Genomic DNA, 25,354 nt, shown 5'->3' on the forward strand with positions numbered 1-25,354 from the left:
CCGGCCTGCCTTTGCGCCCAACGACAGGATTTTTCATGACACTCCGCTTCTCCCCGAAAATCGCTGCCACCGCCCTCGCTGGTTTCTGGCTCGCCACCGCGCCTGCTCAGGCGCAGCAGTGTGGCGGCGACTTCCGGCAGTTCCTTGCAGGCGTGAAACAGGAAGCGATTGCCAAGGGCCTTTCCGCGAATGCGGCAGACCAGACCCTGGCGGGCGCGCAGGTCGATCGCAAGGTGCTGTCGCGCGATCGGGCGCAGGGTGTCTTCAAGATGACCTTCCTGGACTTTTCCAAGCGGGTCATCTCCGGCTACCGGATGAAAAACGGCGCCGCGAACATGAAGAAATACGCGAGCGTGTTCCAGCGTACCGAATCCGAATATGGCGTTCCGGCACCTGTCATTACCGCTTTCTGGGCGCTTGAAACGGATTTCGGCGCGGTTCAGGGCGATTTCAACACCGTCAACGCACTGGCCACGCTTGCTCATGATTGCCGCCGCCCGGAACTGTTCCGGCCGCAACTGATCGCTGCCATCGAGATGGTCCAGCACGGTGATCTTGACCCGCGCAGCACCACCGGCGCCTGGGCAGGTGAGATCGGTATGGTTCAGATGCTGCCGGAAGACATCATCAAGTTCGGCCGCGACGGCGATGGTGACGGGCACGTGAAGCTGAAGGAAAGTGCCGCCGATGCCATTCTGACCGCCGGCGCCTTCATCCAGCATCTGGGCTGGCGCCGCGGAGAGCCCTGGCTGCAGGAGGTTAAGGTACCGCAGAACCTCAACTGGGCCGAAAGCGGGCTCGACAAGACCAAGACCGGTGCCCAGTGGGCTGCTCTAGGCGTGCAGCCGCGCTGGGGTCAGATTTCGGGCAACCTGCCCGCTTCGCTGCTTCTGCCCCAGGGCCGAAAGGGGCCGGCATTCCTCGCCTATCCGAACTACAGCATCTATCTGGAATGGAACCAGTCGTTCGTCTACACGACCACTGCCGCCTATTTCGCGACAAGGCTCGCCGGCGCACCGGTCTACACGGAAGGCAATCCGGACCTTGGCCTGGACGACGCCCAGATGAAGCAGCTCCAGTCGAAGCTATCCAGCATGGGTTATGACGTCGGCAAGATCGACGGCATCCTCGGCTCCGGCACCCGAAATGCCGTGCAGCAGGTGCAGCAGAAGCTTGGCATGCCGGCTGATGCCTGGCCGACGCCTGAACTGCTGCGCCGTCTCTGAGATCCAAAATCAGTCGACCGCTAATTGCTGCGGTTCTGGACGACACATTGGCAAATGCGCAAAAAAAGCCCGGAGCGTCGCAAAGCCCCGGGCTTTTTATTGTTGTGACGCGTTTAACTCAGTTGCTGCCGCTCATGCCGGCTTTCAACTTTTCCTCGATCGCTGACAGGTTGAAGGATCCAGGTGTCTGGCTTGGCGGATAGTCCTGCATGGTCTGCAGGAACCTTGAGGCCAGTGCCTGGATCGGAACGATCACGAACGCACGGTCCAGCAACCAGTCGAAATAGATATTCGCATTGTGCTGGGCCTTTTCGAAAGGATCCCGGCGCAGGTTGAAGACGGCGGGCACACGCAGTTCCGTGAAGGGCTCCTGCCAGACGCCGAAGGCCTGACCGCGGTTTTCCAGGAATACGACCTTCCAGTCGTCGTACCGGGCCGCAACCACCTGACCATCGTCATTCACGTACCAGAACTCGTGACGCGGCGATGAACCGGTCTCGCCTTTCAGATAGGCGTTGAGGTCGTAACCGTCGATGTAGTTTCGGTAAGTCCGTCCACCGAGTTCAACACCTTCAAGAAGCTGTTCCTTGATATCCGAAGCCCCTGCAATCGCGGCGAAGGTCGGCAGCCAGTCTTCGTGGGCAACGATACCGTTCAGCGTCACGTTTTCCTGGAAGACGCCGGGCCAGCGAACAAAGGTCGGCACACGGTAAGCACCTTCCCAGTTGGAATTCTTTTCGCTGCGGAACGGCGTCGTGCCGGCATCCGGCCAGGTGTTGAAGTGCGGGCCGTTGTCGGTCGAATACATCACCACCGTGTTATCGGCGATGCCGAGCTCATCCAACAGGTCCAGCAGCTCGCCGACATGCATGTCATGCTCGACCATGCCGTCGTGATAGGTATCCCCGCTCGGACCGGCAATCCCTTTGTGCTCCTCCTTCACATGTGTGCGGAAATGCATGCGGGTTCCGTTCCACCAGACAAAGAAGGGAACGCCCTCTTCCACCGCTTCGCGGATAAAACGCTTGGCTTCGGCGAGTGACTCCTCATCCACGGTTTCCATGCGCTTCTTCGTAAGTGGACCAGTGTCCTCGATCTTCTGCGTTCCGTCTGCATTGGCCCAGGTATGAAGCACACCGCGCGGACCGAACTGTTCACGGAAGGTCTTGCCGTTCGCCAGAACCATATCACCCGGATAGTCCCGGTTTTCCGGCTCTTCTTCAGCATTCAGATGATAGAGATTGCCGAAGAACTCATCGAAACCGTGGTTTGTCGGCAGATGTTCGTCCAGGTCACCCTGGTGGTTCTTGCCGAACTGGCCGGTCTTGTAACCTTGCGCCTTCAGGACGGTCGCCATGGTGACGTCGGTTTCCTGCCAGCCTTGCTCTGCTCCCGGCAGGCCAACCTTGGTCATGCCTGTACGGACAGGTACATTGCCCCCGATGAAGGCAGCGCGGCCGGCCGTACAGCTTTGCTGGGCGTAATAGTCGGTAAAGGCAACGCCTTCCTGTGCGATCCGGTCGATGTTGGGCGTGCGGTAGCCCATCATGCCACGGTTGTTGTGGCTGATGTTCCAGGTGCCGATATCGTCCCCCCAAATAGCGAGAATATTCGGCTTCTGCGCTTCCTGCGCCAGACTTGTCTGGGATGTTACGGCAAAAGCTGCCGCAAGTCCGAGAACCACCGCGCTCAGACGCGGCAACATGCGAAAATGGCTCATGAAAACTCCCACCTGAATGGTTGCTTGGACTGCGCGCTCAGATTGCAGATGCATTTTCACCCCATCTGACAGGCAGTCTACAGTTACCTTAGGTAAGTTTTCCAATCTGGCAAGGAATTTTCAATATTTTACATAAAGTTCGCATTCCCAAAGGTATTGACAATCGGGCCAAGCTTTATCAATCAATGGGTGTATCGGACAAAGAGGCGGTGCGCGGTGTCCCGCGCTTATTCGACCTTGTTCTTGTTTGCACCCGGCTTGTCTTCGGCAACCGTTGCCACACCGTCATCACCGAGCAGGAAAACAGCCAGGATCTTGGCAGGCCCTTCACCGGTATTCTGCCCTTTGTGGGTGACATCCATTGCTTCCAGAAGACCGTCGCCGGCACGGTAGACCTTCTTGCCAAGTTCCTCGTAAGTGACGGTAATCTCGCCTTCCAGAATGTAGGCAAAGAGCGGCGCATGATGCTGGTGCCACTGTGTCTCCTCGCCCGGCTCCATGGTAATCTCGATGGCCTTTATGGAAGGGTTCGATTGCGGAAAGGCGACCTTTTCACCGGCAACTGTCGTATCTCCGGAAAACACGTCCCGCACCGTCGCATAAGGTGTTTTGGCGGCAGCTTCTTCGTCCTGCGCGGCTTTGGACCCTGGCTTGGCATGCGGCTTGGACGGCGCGGGCTTGCCGTCAGGCGTGATCGACTTGTCCGCCGACAAGACGGGCGTCGCACAAAGGGCGCCGCTCAGAACCGCGATGAAAGCAAAGCTGGACAGCTTCATGATAAGTCCCCGGTTATTCACTTGCTTGGGTGGCTGGGCCAAAACAACGGCTTGGCTACCATCATAATGTGCTTGCATTGTGCCTGACGATTGAAGGCACAACAATATTCTCACAATGACTTGAACAACTTATCACACACCAAAGCGCATTCAGCCATTCGGGTGTACAGAAGCATCGTCATACCCCAACGATAAACACACCAAATATTTTTACTGCTCTCTGCAACATATACTTAAAACTATCAATGTTCTTTTCTCCTACCATCTGGCGAAATACTTATTTAATCCAAGCCCCATACCATCAGAGAACTCACTTCAGACATGTTGAGGCTCTCATGAGATTCGGAATTTCCCGCAAGCTGGCGCTGGTATTTGGTGCCCTGGTTCTGGTTTCCCTGTCCATGGGGTTCTTCTCCTACAGTCTCATGAAAAGTGTCGCGAGCGAAGGGGAACACCTGGGAGCAGAATTGGCGCCGCTTGGGGATGCCGCGATGGAGATCAAGCTCACCGCGACGCATGCGCATTTGCTTTTTGAGGAAATCATGTCCGGTGACGATGGCGAGAGCATCGACGAAGTCTGGAATCTCCTCGACGAAACACGGTTTTACGCGAACGCCATATTAAACGGCGCGAGCAACGAAGAAGGAACCTTCTACCCTTCCCGCTCCCCGGAAGTCCGCGAAAAGATCAAGGAAGTTCTGGCCGCAGTCGACGAGTTTGTTGCCTCCGCTCAAGGCCGATACGCTTCCCTCGCAGGCGATCAGGGTGTCGGCAGTTCGGCTGACGAGAAGTTCGACGCGATCTACGACGATCTGGAACAGAAGATCGCTGCAATCTCCGCACCGCTGACGAATGATGCAAAGGCGCAAGCTCTGGCAGGTGAAGCAAGGTTCAGTCTTGCGCATGGACATTTGCTGGTCGCGGAAATCCTGGGCGGTGATGCAGGTGAGGAATTCGCTGAAGCTCTGGGCAGTTTCGAAAACGCCCGGAAAGCGCTTGAGGCCCATCCGGACCTTCAGAAGAGCAAGGACGTTCTCGCCCAGATCGGCGAACTGATCGACCTTGCGAACGTTCGACACCAGGCCATGCTTTCAACCGAGAAAGCCGGCTCGGGAGCCGATGTTGCCTTTGACGAAACCTTCGAACGTTTCATCGCCCTGGCGGATGACGCCGAAACGCTCATTCACCAGGAAATGGATAATGGGTTGTCATCCCTGCGCTCGGCCGCAGAAACGTCCAATGCACTTCAGGTCGGCGGCACGCTAGTGCTTGCGCTATTTGCGGCAACAGCCTGGTTCTATTTCAGCCGCACTATCGGTCACCGCGCACGGCAGCTTTCCGAAAATGCCAACCTGCTGGCATCCGGCCAGCTTGAAATCGAGCGACCGACCTGGCGGGCAGCAGATGAGCTGGGCCAGCTCCGCGACACGCTGGACGTCTTCCAGGGCTCTCTGGTTGAACAACGCCAGTTGGCAGAAGAAGTCGACCGGCAGCGCGAGGTCCAGGCAGCAGACCGCAAGAAGCTGATGCACAGGCTTGCAGAAGATTTCCGTGCCAGCACCGAAGCGGTCCTCGCGGCTCTCGACAATGCCACAGAGGGGCTGCAGGTCGCCGTTGATATGTCCACCAAGGCCGCCGAGGACTCCGGCTCGATCGTACAATCGACCACTCACGCCGCGGACAATGCATCCGGCAAGGTCGATACGGTTGCCGCCGCCGCAGAAGAGCTTACTGCCTCCATTGCGGACATCAGCAGACAGGTGGAAGCGACCGCGTCCGTGGTTGCCTCGGCCACCGGCCAGGCCAGCTTGACCAACGAGAAGATTTCAAACCTGGCCGACGCAGCCGACAAGATTGGCGAAGTTGTCGTTCTTATCCAGGCTATCGCCGAGCAGACGAACCTGCTTGCACTGAACGCAACCATCGAAGCGGCGCGGGCCGGTGAAGCAGGCAAGGGATTTGCGGTGGTCGCGGCGGAAGTGAAAGAGCTGGCTACCCAAACCTCAAAGGCGACCGAGGAAATCGGCGGGCAGATTGCAGCCATTCAATCGGAAACCAGAGAGGCTGTGCTCGCAATCGAACAAATTTCAACGACCATGACAGAAGTCGACACTCATACGACAACGATTTCCGCCGCGGTGTCACAGCAGGGCTCGGCAACAACCGAGATTGCCGCAAACGCGCAGGAAACGTCTTCGGATACCAGCATCGTTTCCCGCAACATGATGCAGATGCAGGAAGCCATTCAGGCGCTTGTTCAATCCTCCGACCAGCTCCGAGGGTCTTCTTCCTCCGTTCAGGATCAATCGACCAATCTCAGGAAATCTCTGGACGAGTTCCTCGCCCGCCTGGATGCAGCCTGATGGCTTCAGCAACGTGTTGGCTGGTGGCAGGCCAGCTGCCGGTCAGCCAAGTCGCCTCTCCTAATGCTTCAGCGCATCGCCTGACCTTGCGTACGGCTTGGAACTCTTGAACTTTACGAGAAGTGAAATCCCCTCGCTCGCCGGTAAAAATTGCATTGCACGATGAGTGCAGCTTTGAACGTTTATCCAAGCAAAGATCTAAGCTTGGGCGATATCTCCACCTCGATCACTGTCGTCCCCCTGTGCGCAAGCGCCGCGGAAAGAGACGCCCTGAATTCGTCAGCGGTTTTCACCTTCGCAGTCTTTGCGCCGTATCCACGCCCAAGTGCCTCGATATCAAGCCCGGGAAGATCAAGACCCGGAACGTTCGGCGTTTCCTCCAGGATCGCGAATTCCTTCAGGATCGCATATTGACTGTTGCGCATGGCAACGAAGACCACATGCGCCTCCTCCTGCACGCCGGTGTAGATGCTCTGCACCGAATACTGGAACGAGCCGTCGCCGATCACGGCAATTACGGGCCTGTTGCGTCCGCTCGTTTCTTCAGCAATCGCGAGACCGACAGCAGCCGGCATATCCCAACCGAGACCTCCGGAAGCAAAAGTGTAGAACGTGTCCGGCTGGTCGATCGGAATTTGCCGCTCCAACTCGATGACGTTGGATGGAGATTCCTCTACCAACACGAAACCTGACGGCGCAGCCTCCCTGATCAAGCTGTAGACTGCATCCGGCGTCAGAGGCAGGGCCGAGTAGTCGGGTACCGGCGCCGGATCCTTTTTGTAGGGGTTGGGCTTTTCCTCTCGTCGATCCAGCTGAGGCAGGATTGCCTGAAGAAAAAGCCTGCTGTCCGAGACGAGGCTGTCGCCAACCGGTGCCTTGGCCGCCATGTCCGGATCGTCGGTGATTTGTAGCAGCTTTGTTCCTGCCGGAAGGTAGTCTCCCGCGACATATGGATAGTAGCGGAAGACCGGTGCGCCGACGGTGATGACGAGGTCGTGCCCCTCGAGCCGCTTGCAGATGGGGCCGATGGCCGAAGGCAATGTGCCGGCGTGGAGCCGATGACTTTCGGGAAATGGCGTGCGCTCCGCAAAAGGCGCCGTCAGAACCGGGGCAGACAGCGCTTCTGCGAACGCGATCCCTTCGTCCCAGGCTTCTGACCGGGCAATGTCCGAGCCGTAGACCAGAACCGGAGTTTTTGCTGCGTTGATACGCTCAGCGAAATCTTTGATTCTTGCAGGGTCGGCGGCCGAGCGCAGAGACACGGAGCGGACTTCCGCGGGTCCCTCCATTTCCTTGTCCCAGTCGTCCAGCGGGAGAGACAGAAACACCGGCCCGCTCGGCTGCTGGACGGCTGCTGCGTAGGCGCGCATGAAAGCGGCCGGCACGTCCTGGGCCCTTGCCGGTTCATAACTCCACTTCACCCATGGCTGGGGCAAAAGCGTCGCATTGATGTTGGTAAGAAGAGGCTCGAGCAGCAGCATGTCTCGGGTCTGCTGTCCGGCGGTCAGAATGAGTGGTGTCTTGTTCTGGTAGGCGGTCAGGATGCAGCCCATCGCGTTACCGAGGCCTGCTCCTGTATGGACATTCACAATGACAGGTTTGCGCAGTCCCTGCGCCAGGCCGTCAGCGATACCGACGACGCTGGCTTCCTGCAATGAAAGCACGTAGCGGAAGTCGTCCGGAAAATTCTTCAGAAAGGTTTCTTCAGTGGACCCGGGATTGCCGACGATAGTTGTCAAGCCGAGCTTGCGAAGCAGATCGAAGGTAACGTCTTTTACAGTCGGCATATTATCCTCCGCTGGACGCTGAAACCAAAGGTCCCAGCGTCACAAAACAAGAAAACCACCCCTACTTCTTAAATTTCTCGAAAAAAGACTAAACCTCTACATCCAAGTGAGACAAGCAAAGATTGCTTCCCTCGGCAGCCCCCGTCAGACGTCAATCGGTTCACCGGGTTTTGGCTTTGCCACCTTGTCGCGATCGCCGCCCATTGCCTGAAGGAACGTATCCGCCGTCTGGTCGATGATCGGGAACGAGCCGTAATGGCAGGGAATGATCGTATCGAAGTTGAAGAACCGGGTGCAGGCGAGCGCTGCCGACTTGCCACCCATCGTGAAGCGGTCTCCGATGGGAACAAGCCCGATTTTCGGCTGGTAGATCTCGTCGATCAGGGCCATGTCGGAGAAGATGTCGGTATCTCCCAGGTGATAGAGCGTCTTTTCTCCAGGAGCTTCGATGATGACACCATGTGGATTGCCCAGATAGATGGCCTCACCGCCAGCCTGGAAGGACGACGAGTGATCGGCGCGCGTCAGCGCGACGCTGAACGGGCCGACGTTCACCTTGCCGCCGGAATTCATGGGACTGATATTCTCGATCCCCTGCCGGTTGGCCCACATGCAGATTTCAAAATTGGACGTCAGCTGCGCGCCGGTTTTTTTCAGGATGTCGACGGCGTCACCGATGTGATCGTTGTGACCATGGGTCAGGATGACATGCGTCACGCCATCTGACGCCTGATCGACTGACAGGTTCTCGGGAAAAGACGGATTTCCGGTAAAGAACGGATCGAACAGGATGGATGCTCCTTCAATCTCGATCTTGAAGGCGGAATGGCCATACCAGGTCAGTTTCATCGCGGTCTCCTAATTCGACGACAGGTATTCGGGACCCTATCAGCGGCAGCCGGTCCGCAACAAGCTGAATGCGTTCAATCTGCCTTGCAGGGCACGGTCTCGTTATCGATATTTTTGACAGTGCACCTGTGCAATTATGGCAACGCCTCGATTATTTCAACAACCAGAGCTGGTTTCTCCTTCTACTTCAACGCAAGATGACGTTGGGGATTCGAGAGACTTTGGAGCAATACCGATGCGATTGCGTTCGAAACGTGCCTGGCTGGACGTCATCTGCCCGGCAGCTCTGCTCTTCAGCAGCCTTTCGACATCCGCCCTTGCCGCCAACTGCAAAAATGATGGCGGCCTGCTTTTTCTGGGAACCAACAAGTCCGATAGCCGTTCGATCTGGATTTCGGGAACGGTCGCAGGAGGTTACCGGCTGGACGCCGCTCAGGGTAACCAGACTGTCGACACCTGGTCCCGCTCCAGCACCGGCCTGCATTTATCAACTTCTCCGGTCGTTTCGAACGGAAACGGTGGCACGCACAAGCTTTACAGTGTCGACGGCGGTTCCGATTGTCTTATCGATACGCAGAACCAGAAACGCGATTTCCAGCTGCCCGACAACATCAAGCCGCCAAACTTGGTAAAGCCTCCAATCGGAAGGCTGTTTCCGGATTTCGGACGGCCTGTCCCACCGATCGCGGTCCTTCCTCCCAGCGGAGTGATGCCCGGACTGCCAGGTCCGATTTCGCCACCATCAAGCGGCGTTACTCCGCCAATAGGGACACTGCCACCGGCCGGACTTTCACCCGGACGTCCCGGAACAGCCACACCGCCAATCGGCATTGTGCGGCCTTCGGGCGTTTTGCCAGGGGCACCTGGAGGGGTAACACCTCCCATCGGCACGCTTCCTCCATCCGGTGGCCTCCCCGGCTCTCCTGGAGGGCCAGGCACAATCACACCACCAATCGGAACCCTGCCGCCCGGCAGCCGCAATCCAAATCAACCGAGCCTTCCGGCCGGCTTTGTACCGGTCAGGCGCGCTGATGGTCAGGTCATCAGTTATTGCGTCGATCCACGATCAGCCGAAGAGACAAAGACTGACAATGCACAGACGTTCTGCACCCGGGAACAACTGCTGGCCGCCGGACGTCTGCAGGCGCAGGATGAAGTTCCAATCACACCGGGCCGGGATCTGATCGAACCGACACTCTGGAATGCCTGGAGCACGGTAACCGGTGTCTACAGCGACGACAGGCGTTTCGGCAGGGACTTTCAGACACTCAGCGGAACCGCGGCATTTGGTGCCGACCGCAAGCTTACCGAAGATATCGTCGGCGGTATTTCCGTAACCTTTGAAACCATCGACACCGACGGCTTCAATTCCAACCTGACAATCGACACCCAGGGCTTTGAAATCGGCCCCTATGTTGCCGCACGAATTTCTCAGCACTGGGCGGTTGATGGCTCGCTGAGCTATGGCTTTTCAAACAGCCAGTCGGATATCTCGGTTTTGAGCGGCGAATACAATACTCATGAACTCGGCGCGACTTTCAGTGTTCACGGCCAGTATTCGCTGAGCGAGATCCAGGTACGCCCCAAGGCGACCGTAACCTTCAACCGCGTGTTTTCCGATGGTTACGATCTGAACGGGACGATCCTCAACCGGGCTGTAAGCGTTCCCATCTCGGGCAATGCCGCCTCTCTGGGTACAATTGAACTGACGACCGAGTTCAGCCGTCAATTCACCTTGCAGGACGGGCTTCTGATCCAGCCCTATGTCGAAGCAGGCGCGGTTTACGAATATTTACGACCGAACGACGGCAAGATCCTCGATGATGAACTCAACTTTGTCACCGCATCAGCCTGGAGCTTTACACTGCGTGGTGGGGCGACTGCCCTGATTGCGGAGAACGTGACGCTTGATGCAAAGGGAGGTTATCTCAGCCTGGGCCAGAACGGGCTGGACGTTTGGGAAGGGCAACTTCGTGTTGCCATCGGGTTCTGAGTGAAAATCGAACTGGCGTTTTCCATGGCTCGCTGGTAAAGCCGCCGAATGGCAAATGACCCCGCACTTTCCCTGGAAGACTTCATGGCCGCCGTGCCTGACCGCACCCGGCTGATCGGCCTGGATCTTGGCACCAAGACCATTGGTCTGGCGCTTTCAGATCTCGGACGTGGCATCGCCTCTCCCATGGAAACGATCCGGCGCAAGAAGTTTACCCTGGATGCGGAACAACTCCTGGCTATCTGCGCCAAGCAGGGCGTCGGCGGCATGGTGCTCGGTCTGCCGCTCAACATGGATGGTTCCGAAGGCCCCCGTGTCCAGGCGACCCGCGCTTTCGTGAGAAACCTCTCGCAGAAAACGGACCTGCCGATCACCTATTGGGACGAGCGGCTGTCGACGGCGGCCGTGACGCGCACCCTGCTGGAAGCCGATACGAGCCGTGCGAAACGGGCCGACGTGGTCGACAAGATGGCCGCTGCCTACATCCTGCAGGGCTTTCTGGACCGACTCGGCTTTATGGGCTTAGATAACGGCTGATCCCACCGCTGCCGGGTACGGGTCCTTGTTTCAAGGCCCGTCGAACGCGAAAGCCGAACACATGCTGACCACACTTGCCGCCCTGATGCCGGTCATCCTCGTGATTGCCTCCGGCTACCTGATCGCCCGCACCGGACTGATTACCGGCGAGCAATGGCGTGGTGTCGAACGGCTTGCCTATTATGTCCTGTTTCCGGCGGTGTTGTTCCGCACGATCTCGCAAGCGGATTTCGCCAGTTTTCCGACGCTCAACATGGGCGGCGCCCTGCTCGCCTCCATCTTGTCCATGGCGCTGCTTCTGCTTCTGGCACGCACGACCATCAAGCGTGCCTGGGGCATCGCCGCGCCGCGTTTTACCTCCATTTTCCAGGGAACCTTGCGCTGGAACGCCATGATCGCGCTCGCGATTGCCGACAATGTGGTCGGTGAAACAGGACTGGCCATGCTTGCGGTCGCAATGGTGTTCATGATCCCCTTGCTCAATGTTGCCAGCATCCTGGTGCTGTCGCACTACGCAAGCGGAACGTCACCAAGTGGCGCCAAGATCCTGAAAGACCTGTTCACCAATCCCTTCATCCTCTCGATCGGCGCAGGCGGCATCATGAACGCGGGTGGCATCTCCCTGCCTTTCGTGGTCGACGATACCCTGGAGATTTTCTCCAGGGCCGCGCTCCCCATCGGCATCATCTGCGTCGGAGCCGGGCTGGACCTTGGCTCACTCCGCAGACCGGGACCGGCACTCGCCCTCGGCACCTTTCTGCGGCCGATATTCATGCCGTTACTTGCCTTTGGCTTTGCCAGTCTTTTCGGCGTAACGGGGCCCGCATTGATCGTCGTCATCATTGCCAGTTCAGTGCCCTGCGCCAGCAACTCCTACCTGCTTGCCCGCCAGATGGGCGGCGACGCGAAGCTGATGGCCGAGATCATCACGCTTCAGACCCTGGCAGCGACCCTGACGATCCCGCTCGCCCTGCTGCTGGTCACTTGATCGGGGCTCATTGGCAGTAAACGCTCGCCGAGTTGCGCAAAATCGTGCCCGTCATCAATTCGCTTTAGGCCGACAGAGTCACCGAGCCATGTGCAACGCTTGGCAAAAACTGGCAATTGTCCATAATTTCCAAGAACTTGTCAGTTGTTCCCAACCAGGGTGACTGCAAGCTGCAAGCGGATGGAAACCTGCAGGCTTTTTGCGACCATTACGACAGTATTCTCGTTGAGATTCGGTCGTGATCTTGAGTGGAACACAATAGATTCAACCCTTTGGCAGCACCTGCGCGTGTCGCCTTTGAACCCTCTCCCGTTTACCTCCACGCACGCAGCCATATTTTGTCCAGCCGATCAAATATTTAGCAGGTATGTGGACAGCGGGCATGATGTGATTTCCTGACTTGTCGAACCGGGTGTTCCTCCTTATAGGAATGGTCTCGATGACCGCGAGCAACACCCATCGAGACAGCCCTTATCCCCATCGTCATTTGCTGGGCATAGAGGGCCTTCACCCCCACGAAATTCTGGGCCTTCTGGACCGGGCGGAAGAAGCCGTAGAGGTTTCCCGCCAGATCAGCAAACGACGGCTGGTCTTGCAGGGACGAACCCAGATCAACCTCTTTTTCGAGAACTCAACCCGCACCCAAAGTTCTTTTGAACTGGCCGGAAAACGGCTCGGGGCGGATGTGATGAACATGGCGGTGTCCCAGTCGTCGGTGAAAAAGGGCGAGACGCTGATCGATACGGCGGCAACGCTGAACGCCATGCACCCCGACCTTCTGGTGGTTCGCCACCATGCGGCCGGTGCGGTGCATCTTCTGGCGCGCAAGGTCGGCTGCTCCGTGGTCAATGCCGGTGACGGCCCGCATGAACACCCGACACAGGCCCTGCTCGACGCCCTTACCATCCGGCGACACAAGGGAAAGATCGCGCGGTTGACCGTGGCCATCTGCGGTGACATCGCCCATTCTCGCGTTGCCCGGTCCAATATCATTCTTTTGAACGCGCTCGGAGCGCGCGTCCGTGTTGTTGCCCCCACCACCCTCCTGCCGTCCGGCATCGCCAAGATGGGCGTCGAGGTCTTCACCAGCATGAAGGAAGGCCTGGCGGGTGCCGACATCGTCATGATGCTGCGCCTGCAGCGTGAGCGCATGAACGGTGCCTTCATTCCATCTGTAAGGGAATATTACCGCTACTACGGACTGGACGCGGAAAAGCTCGCCTATGCAAAGGAAGACGCCCTTGTCATGCATCCGGGGCCGATGAACCGCGGTGTCGAGATCGATGCCTCGATTGCCGATGGCGCCCAAAGCCTTATTCGCGAACAGGTGGAAATGGGCGTTGCCGTGCGCATGGCCGTGCTTGAAGCCCTTGCCGCCAATCTGCCGAACAACTGATCCAGGGGAAAAGACACGTGGCTTACGACACACCCAAACCTCTGGTTCTCTCAAACGCCAGAGTGATTGACCCGGCACGCGGCCTGGATGCTCCAGGTTCCGTCATCATCGCGGACGGCACCATTCTCGCCGCCGGGCCGGAAGCTGCCAACCAGGGCTCTCCCTACGGTGCGGAAATCATAGACTGCAAGGGCGCGATCGCCTGTCCCGGCCTGATCGACTTCTGCGTCTCCGTCGGAGAACCGGGTGCAGAGCACCGGGAAACGCTCGCCAGTGCCTCCCAGGCTGCCGCAAGCGGCGGCGTGACGACAATTTGCACTATGCCCGATACGGATCCGGTCATTGATGATCCCGCGCTGGTCGATTTCATCCTGCGCCGGGCGCGTGACACGGCCATCGTCAACGTGTTGCCACTGGCCGCCTTGACCAAGGGCCTCAAGGGCGAGGAAATGGCCGAAATCGGCTTGCTGAAGGAAGCGGGAGCCGTTGCCTTCACCAATGGCCACAAGTCGGTCAAGAATGCCCAGGTCATGCGCCGCATGATGACCTATGCCCGCGATTTCGACGCGCTGGTCATCCATCATACGGAAGACCCGGACCTCGCCGGCGGGGTCATGAACGCAGGCCTGAACGCCAGTTGGAAAGGTCTTTCCGGTGTGCCGCGTGAAGCGGAAATCATCATGCTGGAGCGGGACCTGCGCCTGGTTGCCATGTCCAAGGGCAAGTACCACGCAAACCTCATTTCCACCTCCGACAGCGCAGACGTGGTTCGAGCAGGCAAGGCCAAAGGGCTGGACATCACCGCCGGTGTGTCGATCAATCACCTGACCCACAATGAAAACGACATCGGCGCCTATCGGACGTTCTTCAAAATGTCGCCACCGCTGCGCGATGAAGACGACCGGCAAGCGATGATCGCGGCTGTTGCCGACGGCACAATCGACATCATCTGCTCCAATCATGACCCACAGGACGTGGAAACCAAACGTCATCCATGGGCGGAAGCAGAAGACGGCGCCATCGGCCTTGAAACCCTTCTGGCGGCGGCCTTGCGGCTTTATCATTCCGAGCAGGTCGACCTTGTCACCCTGCTTGGCGCCATGACCTGTCGCCCGGCGGACCGGCTGGGACTGGAAACCGGACGCCTTTCGAAAGGGGCTCCGGCGGATGTGACCGTGTTCGATCCCGAGCGTCCCTGGGTCCTGGAAAAAAGCACCATCAAGTCACGTTCGAAAAATTCTCCCTTCGAGGATGCGCGGTTCTCGGGGCGAGTGCTGCGCACGGTTGTCGGTGGGAAAACGGTTTTCAGCCACACCTGAACAAGCCCTTGTTTCCGTTCCAACGCTGATCCTGTTCGCGCCACAATTCTCCCTGAATCTGGCGCGAACGGAACTTCCAACGGAACATGCTGATGCGCCTGATCGCACTTGCCTTTCTGATAACCGCGCTGTTTACCGGCAGCGCTTCGGCGGCTGATCTCTACATTAAGTACAAGCTTTACGCCCTTGGGCTGCCTATCGGCTCCGGCGTCCTGTCACTGGATGTCGACAGCAAGTCCTATTCCGTCAGTGCCAACGGCCAGACCGCCGCTTTCGGACGGCTGGTGTCTGACGGCAAAGGCACAGTTGAAGTCGCGGGAACCGCACAAAAACTCGACCTGGAGCCAGCCCGCTACGCTCTTGACCTCAAGAGTGAAGACGAGACCGGAACCATTACCATGCGGATGCGTAAGGGCAGTATCGACGCTATCGAAGTTCAGCCGCCGCAGGATCGGATGAAGGAACGGGTCAAGGTAACCGCAGAGCATCTTAAGAGTGTTCTCGATCCCCTGACCGCCGCCGTGCTTCCTGCCCCGCAGGGCCTTGCCAAGGAGAGCTGCAACAGGACATTGCGCATCTTCGACGGCAAGGAACGTTACGACGTTCACCTGCAGTACAAATCCCGCAAGGCCACCAGAACATCCGATGGCCGTTTCAAGGGCGACGTCATAGTCTGCGGTGTCCGGTACGAACCCATTTCCGGCCACCGGCCGAAGCGCAAGTCGATCCAGCAACTCGCGGCAAACAAGTCCATGGAAGTCTGGCTCGCACCGGTTGGTGACAAGCCGTATCTCGTCCCGCTCCGGGCCAGTATTTCCCTTCCGTTCGGGTCGCTGCTGGTGGAAGCGGAAAAATACAAGCTCTCGGAATAGACCCCGCGCTATTTCCCTGCAAAGACACTCTTTTCTCAGTTGCCGGACTTGATCCGGGCTGCCATGCAGTTACATTGCGATGGCTATTTATTATGCACGTCATTGGAGTATCGCGTGCCTGAACCGATCAGCTGGGCCTTTGCCTGGCCCTACTATCTCGCCGCCCTCGCCTTCGGCTATCTGCTCGGTTCGATTCCCTTCGGCCTGCTGTTCACGCGCATGGCCGGGCTTGGAGACATCCGCCAAATCGGCTCGGGCAACATCGGCACCACCAACGTTCTGCGCACCGGCCGCAAATCTCTGGCAGCTGCCACGTTGCTGGGGGATGGATTGAAGGGCACCGTTGCCGTTCTGATCGTCAATCACTTCTACGGCCAGGAAATGGCTCTTATCGCCGGCCTTGGGGCGTTTCTCGGGCACCTTTTCCCGGTGTGGCTGAAGTTCAAGGGCGGCAAGGGTGTTGCAACCTACCTCGGCATTCTGCTTGGCCTCTATTGGCCGATGTTCCTGCTCGCGGCAGGCATCTGGATCGGCATGGCCTTCCTGTTCCGTTATTCGTCTCTGTCCGCACTGACGGCTACCCTGCTGACCCCGATCGTGCTCTATCTCGTTTTCCATCAGGTCCAGATAGCTCAGATGTTCGTCTTGCTGTCGGTGCTGCTATGGGCCAAGCATCACGAAAACATTGGTCGGCTTCTGCGTGGGGAAGAAAGCAAGATCGGCTCGAAATCCAAACCGGCGGCCAATGCTTCGTCTCCGCCCGGCGATGAAAGCGCGTGAACCGCGTCCCTGAAAATATAACTCCCGGCAACCTCTCCGAGGCGGAGCGTCTGGCGTGGCTCCGCCTAATACGATCGGAAAACGTCGGTCCCGTTACATTCGCGGAACTTCTGAAACACGCAGGCTCCGCTCAACGAGCGCTGGAGCTGCTTCCCGATCTTGCAAGGCGCGGCGGCAAGGCAAGCCGGATTTGTCCGCTTGAAGACGCCGAAGCCGAGCTGGACGCCCACGAGCGGATCGGGGCCCGGTTGATTGGCCTGCATGAACCCGACTATCCGCAACATCTGCGACACATCGACGGTCCGCCGCCGCTCCTGTCCGTAAAGGGCGGCACCTCCGCACTGACCCGGGAGCGGATGATTGCGATCGTCGGTGCCCGCAACGCTTCGCTTTCGGGCAGAAAACTTGCGACACGATTTGCACAGGGGCTTGGAGCGGAAAGCTTTTCAATTGTGTCCGGCCTCGCCCGCGGGATCGATGCTGCCGCCCATGAAGCCTCACTACAAACAGGTACCATCGCCGTGTTCGCGGGGGGCATCAATGTGCTCTACCCGCCGGAACACGACAGGTTGCTTGCTGCCGTTCTCGACACAGGAGGCGCCGTCATCAGCGAGATGCCTCTTGGCTGGAAACCCCGCAGCCGGGATTTTCCCCGGCGCAACCGGCTGATTTCAGGCCTGTCTCTGGGTGTCATCGTTATCGAAGCCGCCAAGGCCTCCGGCTCTCTTCACACCACTCGTTATGCTCTTGAGCAGAACAGGGACATCTTCGCCGTACCGGGTTCCCCCCTGGATCCGCGTTCGGAAGGTGCCAACGGCTTGATCCGGCAGGGTGCGGCACTTGTCTCAACCACCGACGATGTGCTGGAAAGCCTTGGTGGTCGACTGGCGCCAACCCTTCCCTTTGGCAGGCAGTTCCGCGAAGAGAGCGAAACCGCCCCTCTTTCCCGCTCCGAACCGGACGGAAAGCTGCGTGACCGCGTCCTTGCGGCGCTTGGACCAACCCCGGTGGACATGGATGAATTGATACGCTTTGCGGATGGTGATGCGAGGTCGGTTCATGTCGTGCTGCTGGAACTCGAACTTGCCGGGCGCCTCGAAAGACACCGCGGCAACAAAATCTCCGCTTTGATGTAAGGGGCCGTTTTTCCTTGAATCTCAGTGGATAACCCGTATCTGGACCGAACCGCTTGACCCGGAAGGATCAAAGGTCCATTTGACAGGCGGCGCTTGATCCTTGATCGTCTGCGCCACTGAATTAGCACTCAGATCACCTTCTCCACCGGGCGGGGGCTCCGTATCCGGCAAAAATATTTTGGGTAAGAATGAACGTCGTCATTGTCGAATCGCCGGCGAAAGCCAAGACGATCAACAAATATCTCGGTTCCGACTATACGGTGCTGGCTTCCTACGGCCATGTGCGAGATCTGCCCGCCAAGGACGGCTCGGTGCTGCCGGACGACAATTTCGCCATGAGCTGGCAAGTGGATGCGAAGGCGCAGAAACGGCTGAGCGAAATCGCCAATGCGGTCAAGGATGCCGACCGCCTCATTCTCGCGACTGACCCCGACCGCGAAGGGGAAGCAATTTCGTGGCACGTTCTGGAAGTGCTGCAAAAGAAGAAGGTGCTGAAGGACAAGCAGGTCGAGCGCGTGGTCTTCAACGCGATCACCAAGAAGGCGATCCTGGAAGCGATGGACAATCCGCGCCAGCTGGATACGCCGCTGGTCGATGCCTATCTCGCCCGCCGAGCACTGGATTACCTGGTCGGTTTCACCCTGTCTCCGGTTCTGTGGCGCAAGCTGCCCGGTGCCCGTTCCGCCGGGCGCGTGCAGTCTGTCGCATTGCGGCTGATCTGCGACCGGGAAATGGAAATCGAAACCTTCAAGCCGCAGGAATACTGGTCGATCTTCGCCAACATGAAGACACCGACCGGGGACATGTTCCAGGCTGGCGTGACCGGTTTCGACGGCAAGAAAATCGGCCGTCTCGACATCAACAACGAAGCGGAAGCCACCGCGATCAAGACCATGCTGGAAAGTGCCAGCTTCAAGGTCGACAGCGTGGCTTCCAAACCTGCGAAGCGCAATCCGGCGGCACCGTTCACCACCTCCACCCTGCAGCAGGAAGCCTCACGTAAACTCGGGTTTTCCGCATCGCGCACCATGCAGGTGGCGCAGAAGCTTTATGAGGGCATCTCAATCGGTGGCGAGACTTCCGGTCTCATCACCTACATGCGTACCGACGGCGTTCAGATTGCCGGCGAAGCGATCGCTGCCGCCCGCTCCGTAATCGCCAAGGATTTCGGTGACAATTACGTTCCGGCAAGCCCGCGCGTCTATACCTCCAAGGCAAAGAACGCCCAGGAAGCACACGAAGCGATCCGGCCAACGGACCTTTCGCGTCGCCCGAAGGATGTCGCCCGGTTCCTGGACCCGGACCAGGCCAAGCTTTATGAGCTGGTGTGGAAACGGACCATGGCTTCTCAGATGGAGTCGGCCGTTCTGGAACGGACCACCATCGAGATTCTCGCCGACGGTTCCGGTAAACGTGCCAATCTGCGTGCAACTGGCTCCGTCGTCCGCTTCGACGGTTTTCTTGCGCTTTACCAGGAAGGCAGGGACGACGAAGAAGACGAGAACTCCAAGCGCCTGCCGGCGGTCGATGAAGGTGCCGCGCTGACGGCTGCCTCTGTCGACGGGACCGCACAAGCCATCGAAGCCTCGCAGCATTTCACGACACCGCCGCCGCGCTACACCGAAGCGAGCCTGGTCAAGAAGATGGAAGAGCTTGGCATCGGCCGGCCGTCCACCTATGCCTCGACGCTTCAGACCCTGCGCGACCGTGACTATGTCGAACTCGACAAGAAGCAGCTTGTTCCGATGGACAAGGGCCGCATTGTTACCGCGTTCCTGGAAAGCTTCTTCCAGCGCTATGTCGAATTCGACTTCACAGCGAGCCTGGAAGAACAGCTCGACAAGATTTCCGCAGGCGAGCTTTCCTGGCTCGACGTGCTACGTGATTTCTGGACCGGGTTCTCCGGCGCGGTCGATGAAATCAAGGACCTGCGCGTTGCCCATGTCATCGACGCGCTGAACGAACTGCTCGGGCCGCATATCTTCCCGCCGAAGGAAGATGGCACCGATCCGCGCAAGTGCCCGTCCTGCGACACAGGTCAGCTATCGCTCAAGGTCAGCCGCTGGGGCGCTTTCATCGGCTGCTCCAACTATCCCGAGTGCGGCTTTACACGGCAGCTCGGCAAGCCGAGCGGTGAAGACGGCGAAGGTGATGACGGCCCGAAGGTTCTCGGCACCGATCCGGAAACCGGCCTTGACGTTTCCCTGCGCAACGGCCGCTTCGGCCCCTATGTTCAGCTGGGCGAGGAAGCCAAGCCGAAGCGAGCCTCCCTGCCCCGTGGCTGGTCCGCACCGGACATGGATCTGGAAAAGGCGCTGCAGCTTCTGTCGCTGCCACGCGAGGTGGGGCCACACCCGGAAGACGGCAAGATGATCTCGGCCGGCATCGGTCGCTACGGGCCGTTCGTGCTGCATGAAGGCACTTATGCCAACCTGTCCACGCCAGACGAAGTCTTCTCCGTCGGCATCAACCGTGCAGTCGATGCTCTTGCGCAGAAACGCGCCAAGGGTGGTGGCCGCGGTGGTGCAGCGGCAACGCCGCTGAAGGAGCTTGGCGAGCATCCGTCCGAAGGCGGCCCGATCAATGTTTATGACGGGCGCTACGGGCCTTACGTCAAGCACGGCAAGATCAACGCCACGCTACCGAAGGACACCGACCCCAAGGCCGTGACGATGGAACAGGCGCTGGAGCTGATCGCGGCGAAGGCCTCCAAGGGCGGCACCAAGAAGAAGGCGGCTGCCAAGAAACCTGCTGCGAAGAAAACAGCAACCAAAAAGACGGCCACCAAGAAGACGACGGCAAAGTCATCCGCAAAGGCAAAGGTCGATGCGTCGTCCGAAGAGGTGCCCTGGGATGATGCGAGTTGAGCGCAAAACGGATTAACACGCGCAAGCACACCAATCGAAAACACGCCAAGGTTCCGGGTGAAATGCCATCACGCGAGGATATTCTCGCGTTTGTTGCAGATAACCCGGGGCGTGCGGGCAAGCGCGAGATTGCCCGTCATTTCGGTATTATCGGCGGGGCCCGCATCCATCTGAAAAAGATGTTGAAGGACCTGACCGACGACGGCCTGATGGAAAAGCGCAACAAGCGCATGATCCGTCCTGGCGATCTGCCGCCGGTTTTCGTGGCCAATCTCATTGCACGCGACCGGGACGGTGAGCTGATCGCGACCCCTGTCGACTGGGACGACGAGGCTGGCACTCCGCCGAAAATTCTGGTGCTGACCGGCAAGACCAAGGCGACGCAACCCGGCCTGGGTGACCGCGCACTCGTGCGCCTGACCGAAGCTGAGAGCGGCCCCGAAACAGAACATGTTGCCCGCGTCATCCGCGTTTTGGAAAAGCGTCAGGGTGCAATCCTCGGGATTCTGCGGAAGCGTGACGGCACCCGCCCGCCCTATCTCGAACCGATTGACCGCAAGCAGCGGGAACTCGACATTGATCCGCGTGACCTCAAGGACTCAGAGGACGGAGATCTTGTCAGCGTTCAGGTGACGCGCTCCGGCCGCTACGGCCATCCCGTCGCGTCGGTGGTTGAGCGCTTCGGCTCGATGAATTCGGAAAAGGCGGTTTCGGAGATCGCCCTGCAATCACATGGCATTCCGCATGTCTTTCCGGCAGCTGTAGAAGCGCAGGCCGAGAGCGCAAAGCCGGTGGAGAAACTCGGCAAGCGCGAGGACTGGCGGCAGGTGCCGCTGATCACCATCGACCCGCCCGACGCAAAAGACCACGACGACGCCGTCTACGCCGAAGCGGACGAGGACCCTTCCAACGAAGGCGGCTATATTTGCTATGTGGCGATTGCGGATGTCGCATACTACGTCACCCCCGGTTCTCCGATGGACCGGGAAGCGAACCTGCGCGGCAACTCGGTCTATTTTCCCGACCGGGTGATCCCGATGCTGCCGGAGCGGATTTCCAACCAGCTCTGCTCGCTCCGGGAAAAGGAAGACAAGCCGGCGCTTGGCGTGCGAATGGTGTTCGACAAGACCGGACGCAAGACCGGGCACACCTTTCACAGGGTGCTGATGCGTTCGGCGGCAAAACTCTCCTATCTGCAGGCCCAGAAGGCGATTGACGGTACGACAGACGAGAAGACCGAAACCCTGCTCGACGGCGTCCTGAAGCCGCTATGGGCCGCTTACGCCGTGCTGAAGAAGGGACGCGAGGCGCGCGAACCGCTGGAACTCGATCTGCCGGAACGCAAGATCAAGCTGAAACCGGATGGAACTGTCGATCATGTCTATGTTCCGGAGCGTCTGGACGCCCACAAGCTGATCGAAGAATTCATGATCCAGGCGAACGTGGCAGCCGCCGAAACGCTGGAGCAGAAGAAAACGCCTCTGCTCTACCGGATCCACGATGCCTCGACCCCGGAAAAGCTGGAAAGCCTGAAAGACTTTCTGTCGACGATCAACATCAAGCTGCCGTCCTCCGGTGGTCTCCGCCCCTCCGCCTTCAACGGCATACTTGCCAAGGTGAAGGACACACCGCAGGCCAATCTCGTCAACGAGGTGGTCTTGCGCAGCCAGGCCCAGGCAGAATACGCCCCGCAGAACATCGGCCATTTCGGCTTGAACCTGCGGCGGTACGCGCATTTCACGTCACCGATCCGCCGGTATGCTGATCTGATCGTGCACCGTGGGCTGATATCCGCGCTCGGACTTGGCAAGGATGGCTTGCCGGAAGGTATCGAGACGAAACTGGAGGCCATCGGCGCTGAAATCTCGGCCGCTGAACGGCGGGCAATGCTTGCCGAGCGCGACACAATCGACCGTCTGATTGCCCTTTGGATGAGCGACCAGATCGGCGCGAGTTTTCAGGGCAGAATTGCAGGGGTGGTCAAGTCCGGCATGTTTGTTCGCCTGTCCGATACAGGTGCCGACGGCTTCGTACCGGCCTCCACAATCGGCCTCGATTATTATCGCTATGACGAAGGGTCGCACGCCCTGATAGGTGACAAAACCGGCGAGACCTACCAACTTGGCGATCAAGTGGAGGTCCGGCTGGTGGAAGCAGCCCCCTTTGCCGGTGCACTGACATTCGAGCTGCTGAGCCACGGCAGCATTGCCGGCAAACGCATCCGGAAAGCCGCGCCAAAGGTGCGGCGCGGGCCGCCGAAGGGCGGACGCAGCAAGGCCTCACCGAAGAAACAGGGTCGAAGGAGATCTTCGTGACGGTCCGGTATGAACTGCACGACAAACTGGAAACGCCGGAAACAGCATCCGAAAAACCGCGGCGCAACGTTCTTCAGGCCATGCTGCGCGGTGCCGGCAACCGGTGCATGAACTGCGGGAAAGGCAAGGTGTTCGACGGCTTCCTTCAGCCGCACTATGCCTGCTCTGTCTGCGGCGAGGAGTTCCATCACCATCGCGCGGACGACGCCCCACCCTATTTCACAATCACCATTGTCGGCCACATTATCGTTCCCGGCCTTCTGGCCGTGGAAGTGTTGTGGCATCCCGCGCTGTGGATCCATATGTCTCTCTGGGTGCCGCTGACGCTGATCCTGTCGCTGTCGCTTCTGCGACCGATCAAAGGCGCGCTGATCGGTCTTCAGTGGGCGCTCTACATGCATGGTTTTGACCCGGATGCGGAAGACGACACGCCTCCCATTCCGGTGCCTTCCGAAAGGGTTACATGAGCGGTTCGTTCGAAAAGCAGCTGGCAAAAGACGAAAAAGCCGGAAACTATCCGTATATCCGTCCCAAGGATGCCGCAACGCTGCTCATTCTGGACCGCGACGATCGGGGTTCCGTGAAGCTTCTGATGGGCCGTCGTCACATGCGCCATGCCTTCATGCCGGGAAAATTCGTGTTCCCTGGTGGCAGAGTGGATGTCTCCGATTCCCGTGTGACCGACGTGCTTCCCTATCATCCGGACGTCGAGGCAAAGCTTACGCAGGACCTGAAGAACGCCAAGTCTGCCGCGCGCGTTCGTGCGCTGGCCCTGGCCGCCATTCGGGAAACCTATGAAGAGGCCGGGCTGTTTATCGGCCGTCAGGCACACAACAACCACCTGCACCTTGGTACCGGCTTCGAGGCATTTGCCGAGCGCGGCATACAGCCCGACCTGAGCGGCCTTCGGATGATTGCGAGGGCCATCACCCCACCGCAACGCCCGCGACGCTTCGACACCCGTTTTCTGGCCGTCTGGGCCGACGCCATTGCCGACAGGTTGCCCGATGGAACCGGCCCGTCCGGCGAACTGGAAGATTGTGCCTGGCTGACTTTCGAAGAGGCGAGGCAGAAGGATCTGCCGATGATCACCAACAAGATCCTGACCGACCTGGAAGACAGGCTGGCGAAAGACCCTGAGCTTTCACCGACGACGCCTGTCCCCTACTATTTCTTTCGCAAGGGCGGTTTCGTGAAGCAGGAGCTCTGAAGCTACCTGTACCTGGCGGATTGCCGGCTGTTGCAACACACAAAGGTGTGTCCAGGCTTATGCCTTTCCTGATTGCCCTTTCCGGTTTACCCGGCGTCGGCAAGTCGACGATAGCAAAGGATCTGAGCGGGCGGCTGCCCGCATTTCTTTTGCGTGTGGATGCGGTTGAAGCTGCCCTCAAACGCAGTGTCTTGAACATTCATCCGGCTGAAGACGCGGGTTACCTCGCCCTTGCTGCTATCGCTGCCGGAAACCTGGAACTTGGTCACAACGTCGTTGCAGATACGGTCAACCCGGTTGCCGAATCCAGGCAATTGTGGAGGGAGACCGCTCAATCAACCGGCGCGACACTGCTGAATGTCGAGATTGTCTGCTCGGATGAGCGCGAACACCGCAAGCGCGTTGCAAGCAGGGAAACCGAGATTGACGGACTGACCCTGCCCCGGTGGCCTGAGGTACGAAGTCATGAATACGAACCGTGGACGGAACCATGTTTCCAGCTGGATAGTTTCAGCCTGAGCGTGGGCCAATCGGTTGATACGATAACGAAGGCTTTGACAGCACTGCGGCAGAATGGCTGACATGGTTCGAAAAGGCGGCTGAACCATAGCAAGTGCTTGACTTTCGCGCTGCGATGAGTAGTTTGCGCGCTGATTTCAGACATTGGGGCAGATTCATCGCCAGCCATCTGGCCGCAAGAACTCTTTGCCCGACAACAGAGAACAGGATCCAAGGCCATGGCCAAGGCGACAACAATCAAGATCAAGCTCCTCTCCACGGCTGACACCGGCTTCTTCTATGTCACCAAGAAGAACTCCCGTACGATGACCGAGAAGATGGTCAAAAAGAAATACGACCCGGTTGCCAAGAAGCACGTCGAGTTCAAGGAAACCAAGATCAAGTAAGATCTGGTTCCTGATGATTTTTAAAGAACCCGCCGGAAACGGCGGGTTTTTTCATGCGTAGTCGAATGTGATTTTGAAATTTTGTCGGCGCAGGCCAGCGTCGTGAAACCTGTTTCCACAAATGATTACTGTGCGGACGCAGAGGCACGGCGACGCAGCTTCAGCATTGCTGCTGGTGCTGCTTCTTGATTTTCGGTTGAAAGATTAGTGGTCGGCGGGAACACGGCATTCGAGGAGGCCACTCATCGGCCGGTTCCCTGCCGACCTGCCCCACGGACCCAGGAGATGCGGCGGACCTGAGCACTCCGAGGGGAA

The 25,354-nt window shown here is 58.7% G+C and carries 20 protein-coding genes; 16 read left to right on the forward strand and 4 right to left on the reverse strand.

All coding sequences use genetic code 11. The features are described from left to right. Nucleotides 1-35 precede the first annotated feature (35 nt). On the forward strand, nucleotides 36-1,226 hold the full coding sequence (locus ACP90_RS16730; protein WP_055653746.1) for a lytic murein transglycosylase: 1,191 nt from the start codon (nucleotides 36-38) through the stop codon (nucleotides 1,224-1,226). Between the two features lie 118 nt (nucleotides 1,227-1,344). On the opposite strand, the gene ACP90_RS16735 is transcribed toward ACP90_RS16730, so the two are convergent. Both ACP90_RS16735 and ACP90_RS16740 read right to left on the reverse strand, forming a co-directional pair. Beyond that, nucleotides 1,345-2,946 (reverse strand): arylsulfatase, encoded by a 1,602-nt coding sequence (locus ACP90_RS16735; protein WP_082809767.1) that lies wholly within the window; start codon nucleotides 2,944-2,946, stop codon nucleotides 1,345-1,347. A gap of 227 nt (nucleotides 2,947-3,173) precedes the next feature. Next, entirely contained in the window at nucleotides 3,174-3,722 is a 549-nt protein-coding gene (locus tag ACP90_RS16740) for a cupin domain-containing protein (protein ID WP_062489002.1), read from the reverse strand. A 335-nt stretch (nucleotides 3,723-4,057) separates the two neighbouring features. Between ACP90_RS16740 and ACP90_RS16745 the strand changes: the two genes are divergently transcribed. Further along, a complete protein-coding gene (locus tag ACP90_RS16745) occupies nucleotides 4,058-6,085 on the forward strand; it encodes a methyl-accepting chemotaxis protein (RefSeq protein ID WP_062489003.1) in 2,028 nt (675 codons plus the stop codon). 182 nt (nucleotides 6,086-6,267) lie between these two features. On the opposite strand, the gene mdlC is transcribed toward ACP90_RS16745, so the two are convergent. After that, nucleotides 6,268-7,872: a benzoylformate decarboxylase gene (gene mdlC, locus ACP90_RS16750; protein ID WP_062489004.1), complete on the reverse strand. Its 1,605-nt coding sequence runs from the start codon at nucleotides 7,870-7,872 to the stop codon at nucleotides 6,268-6,270. Nucleotides 7,873-8,016: 144 nt separating this feature from the next. Then, on the reverse strand, nucleotides 8,017-8,721 hold the full coding sequence (locus ACP90_RS16755) for a metal-dependent hydrolase (protein WP_062489005.1): 705 nt from the start codon (nucleotides 8,719-8,721) through the stop codon (nucleotides 8,017-8,019). A 235-nt stretch (nucleotides 8,722-8,956) separates the two neighbouring features. Between ACP90_RS16755 and ACP90_RS16760 the strand changes: the two genes are divergently transcribed. From ACP90_RS16760 to rpmG, 14 genes are all read left to right on the forward strand, one after another. Continuing rightward, the gene (locus ACP90_RS16760; protein ID WP_062489006.1) at nucleotides 8,957-10,714 is read left to right on the forward strand and encodes an autotransporter domain-containing protein; all 1,758 of its coding nucleotides are present in this window, start codon (nucleotides 8,957-8,959) and stop codon (nucleotides 10,712-10,714) included. 48 nt (nucleotides 10,715-10,762) lie between these two features. Then, on the forward strand, nucleotides 10,763-11,251 hold the full coding sequence (gene ruvX / locus ACP90_RS16765) for a Holliday junction resolvase RuvX (protein ID WP_023004059.1): 489 nt from the start codon (nucleotides 10,763-10,765) through the stop codon (nucleotides 11,249-11,251). Between the two features lie 61 nt (nucleotides 11,252-11,312). Next, nucleotides 11,313-12,239 carry an AEC family transporter gene (locus tag ACP90_RS16770; RefSeq protein ID WP_062489007.1) on the forward strand — a complete coding sequence of 309 codons (927 nt, stop codon included), beginning with the start codon at nucleotides 11,313-11,315 and terminating at the stop codon, nucleotides 12,237-12,239. A gap of 430 nt (nucleotides 12,240-12,669) precedes the next feature. Further along, a complete protein-coding gene (locus ACP90_RS16775) occupies nucleotides 12,670-13,635 on the forward strand; it encodes an aspartate carbamoyltransferase catalytic subunit (protein ID WP_023014489.1) in 966 nt (321 codons plus the stop codon). Nucleotides 13,636-13,652: 17 nt separating this feature from the next. Beyond that, entirely contained in the window at nucleotides 13,653-14,954 is a 1,302-nt protein-coding gene (locus tag ACP90_RS16780; RefSeq protein ID WP_031270764.1) for a dihydroorotase, read from the forward strand. Nucleotides 14,955-15,046: 92 nt separating this feature from the next. Beyond that, complete coding sequence (locus ACP90_RS16785; protein ID WP_158514189.1) at nucleotides 15,047-15,826, forward strand: DUF3108 domain-containing protein; 780 nt, start codon at nucleotides 15,047-15,049, stop codon at nucleotides 15,824-15,826. Nucleotides 15,827-15,940: 114 nt separating this feature from the next. Further along, nucleotides 15,941-16,606 carry a glycerol-3-phosphate 1-O-acyltransferase PlsY gene (gene plsY / locus ACP90_RS16790; RefSeq protein ID WP_031270763.1) on the forward strand — a complete coding sequence of 222 codons (666 nt, stop codon included), beginning with the start codon at nucleotides 15,941-15,943 and terminating at the stop codon, nucleotides 16,604-16,606. Continuing rightward, on the forward strand, nucleotides 16,603-17,742 hold the full coding sequence (gene dprA / locus ACP90_RS16795) for a DNA-processing protein DprA (protein WP_062489009.1): 1,140 nt from the start codon (nucleotides 16,603-16,605) through the stop codon (nucleotides 17,740-17,742). The genes plsY and dprA overlap by 4 nt, the downstream gene beginning before the upstream one ends. A gap of 188 nt (nucleotides 17,743-17,930) precedes the next feature. Continuing rightward, complete coding sequence (gene topA / locus ACP90_RS16800; protein WP_062489010.1) at nucleotides 17,931-20,609, forward strand: type I DNA topoisomerase; 2,679 nt, start codon at nucleotides 17,931-17,933, stop codon at nucleotides 20,607-20,609. Nucleotides 20,610-20,671: 62 nt separating this feature from the next. Continuing rightward, nucleotides 20,672-22,924, forward strand: coding sequence for a ribonuclease R (gene rnr, locus ACP90_RS16805; RefSeq protein WP_062489011.1), 2,253 nt, complete (start codon nucleotides 20,672-20,674; stop codon nucleotides 22,922-22,924). After that, nucleotides 22,921-23,391, forward strand: a complete 471-nt coding sequence (locus ACP90_RS16810) for a DUF983 domain-containing protein (protein WP_023004050.1) — start codon at nucleotides 22,921-22,923, stop codon at nucleotides 23,389-23,391. The genes rnr and ACP90_RS16810 overlap by 4 nt, the downstream gene beginning before the upstream one ends. Beyond that, on the forward strand, nucleotides 23,388-24,134 hold the full coding sequence (locus tag ACP90_RS16815; protein WP_023004049.1) for an NUDIX hydrolase: 747 nt from the start codon (nucleotides 23,388-23,390) through the stop codon (nucleotides 24,132-24,134). Before ACP90_RS16810 ends, ACP90_RS16815 begins: the two co-directional genes overlap by 4 nt. Before the next feature lie 59 nt (nucleotides 24,135-24,193). Continuing rightward, entirely contained in the window at nucleotides 24,194-24,715 is a 522-nt protein-coding gene (locus tag ACP90_RS16820; RefSeq protein WP_062489012.1) for an AAA family ATPase, read from the forward strand. Nucleotides 24,716-24,871: 156 nt separating this feature from the next. After that, nucleotides 24,872-25,039, forward strand: coding sequence for a 50S ribosomal protein L33 (gene rpmG / locus ACP90_RS16825; RefSeq protein WP_023004047.1), 168 nt, complete (start codon nucleotides 24,872-24,874; stop codon nucleotides 25,037-25,039). Nucleotides 25,040-25,354 lie beyond the last annotated feature (315 nt).

The organism is Labrenzia sp. CP4 (genome assembly GCF_001579905.1).
Classification (GTDB): Bacteria; Pseudomonadota; Alphaproteobacteria; order Rhizobiales; family Stappiaceae; genus Roseibium; species Roseibium algicola.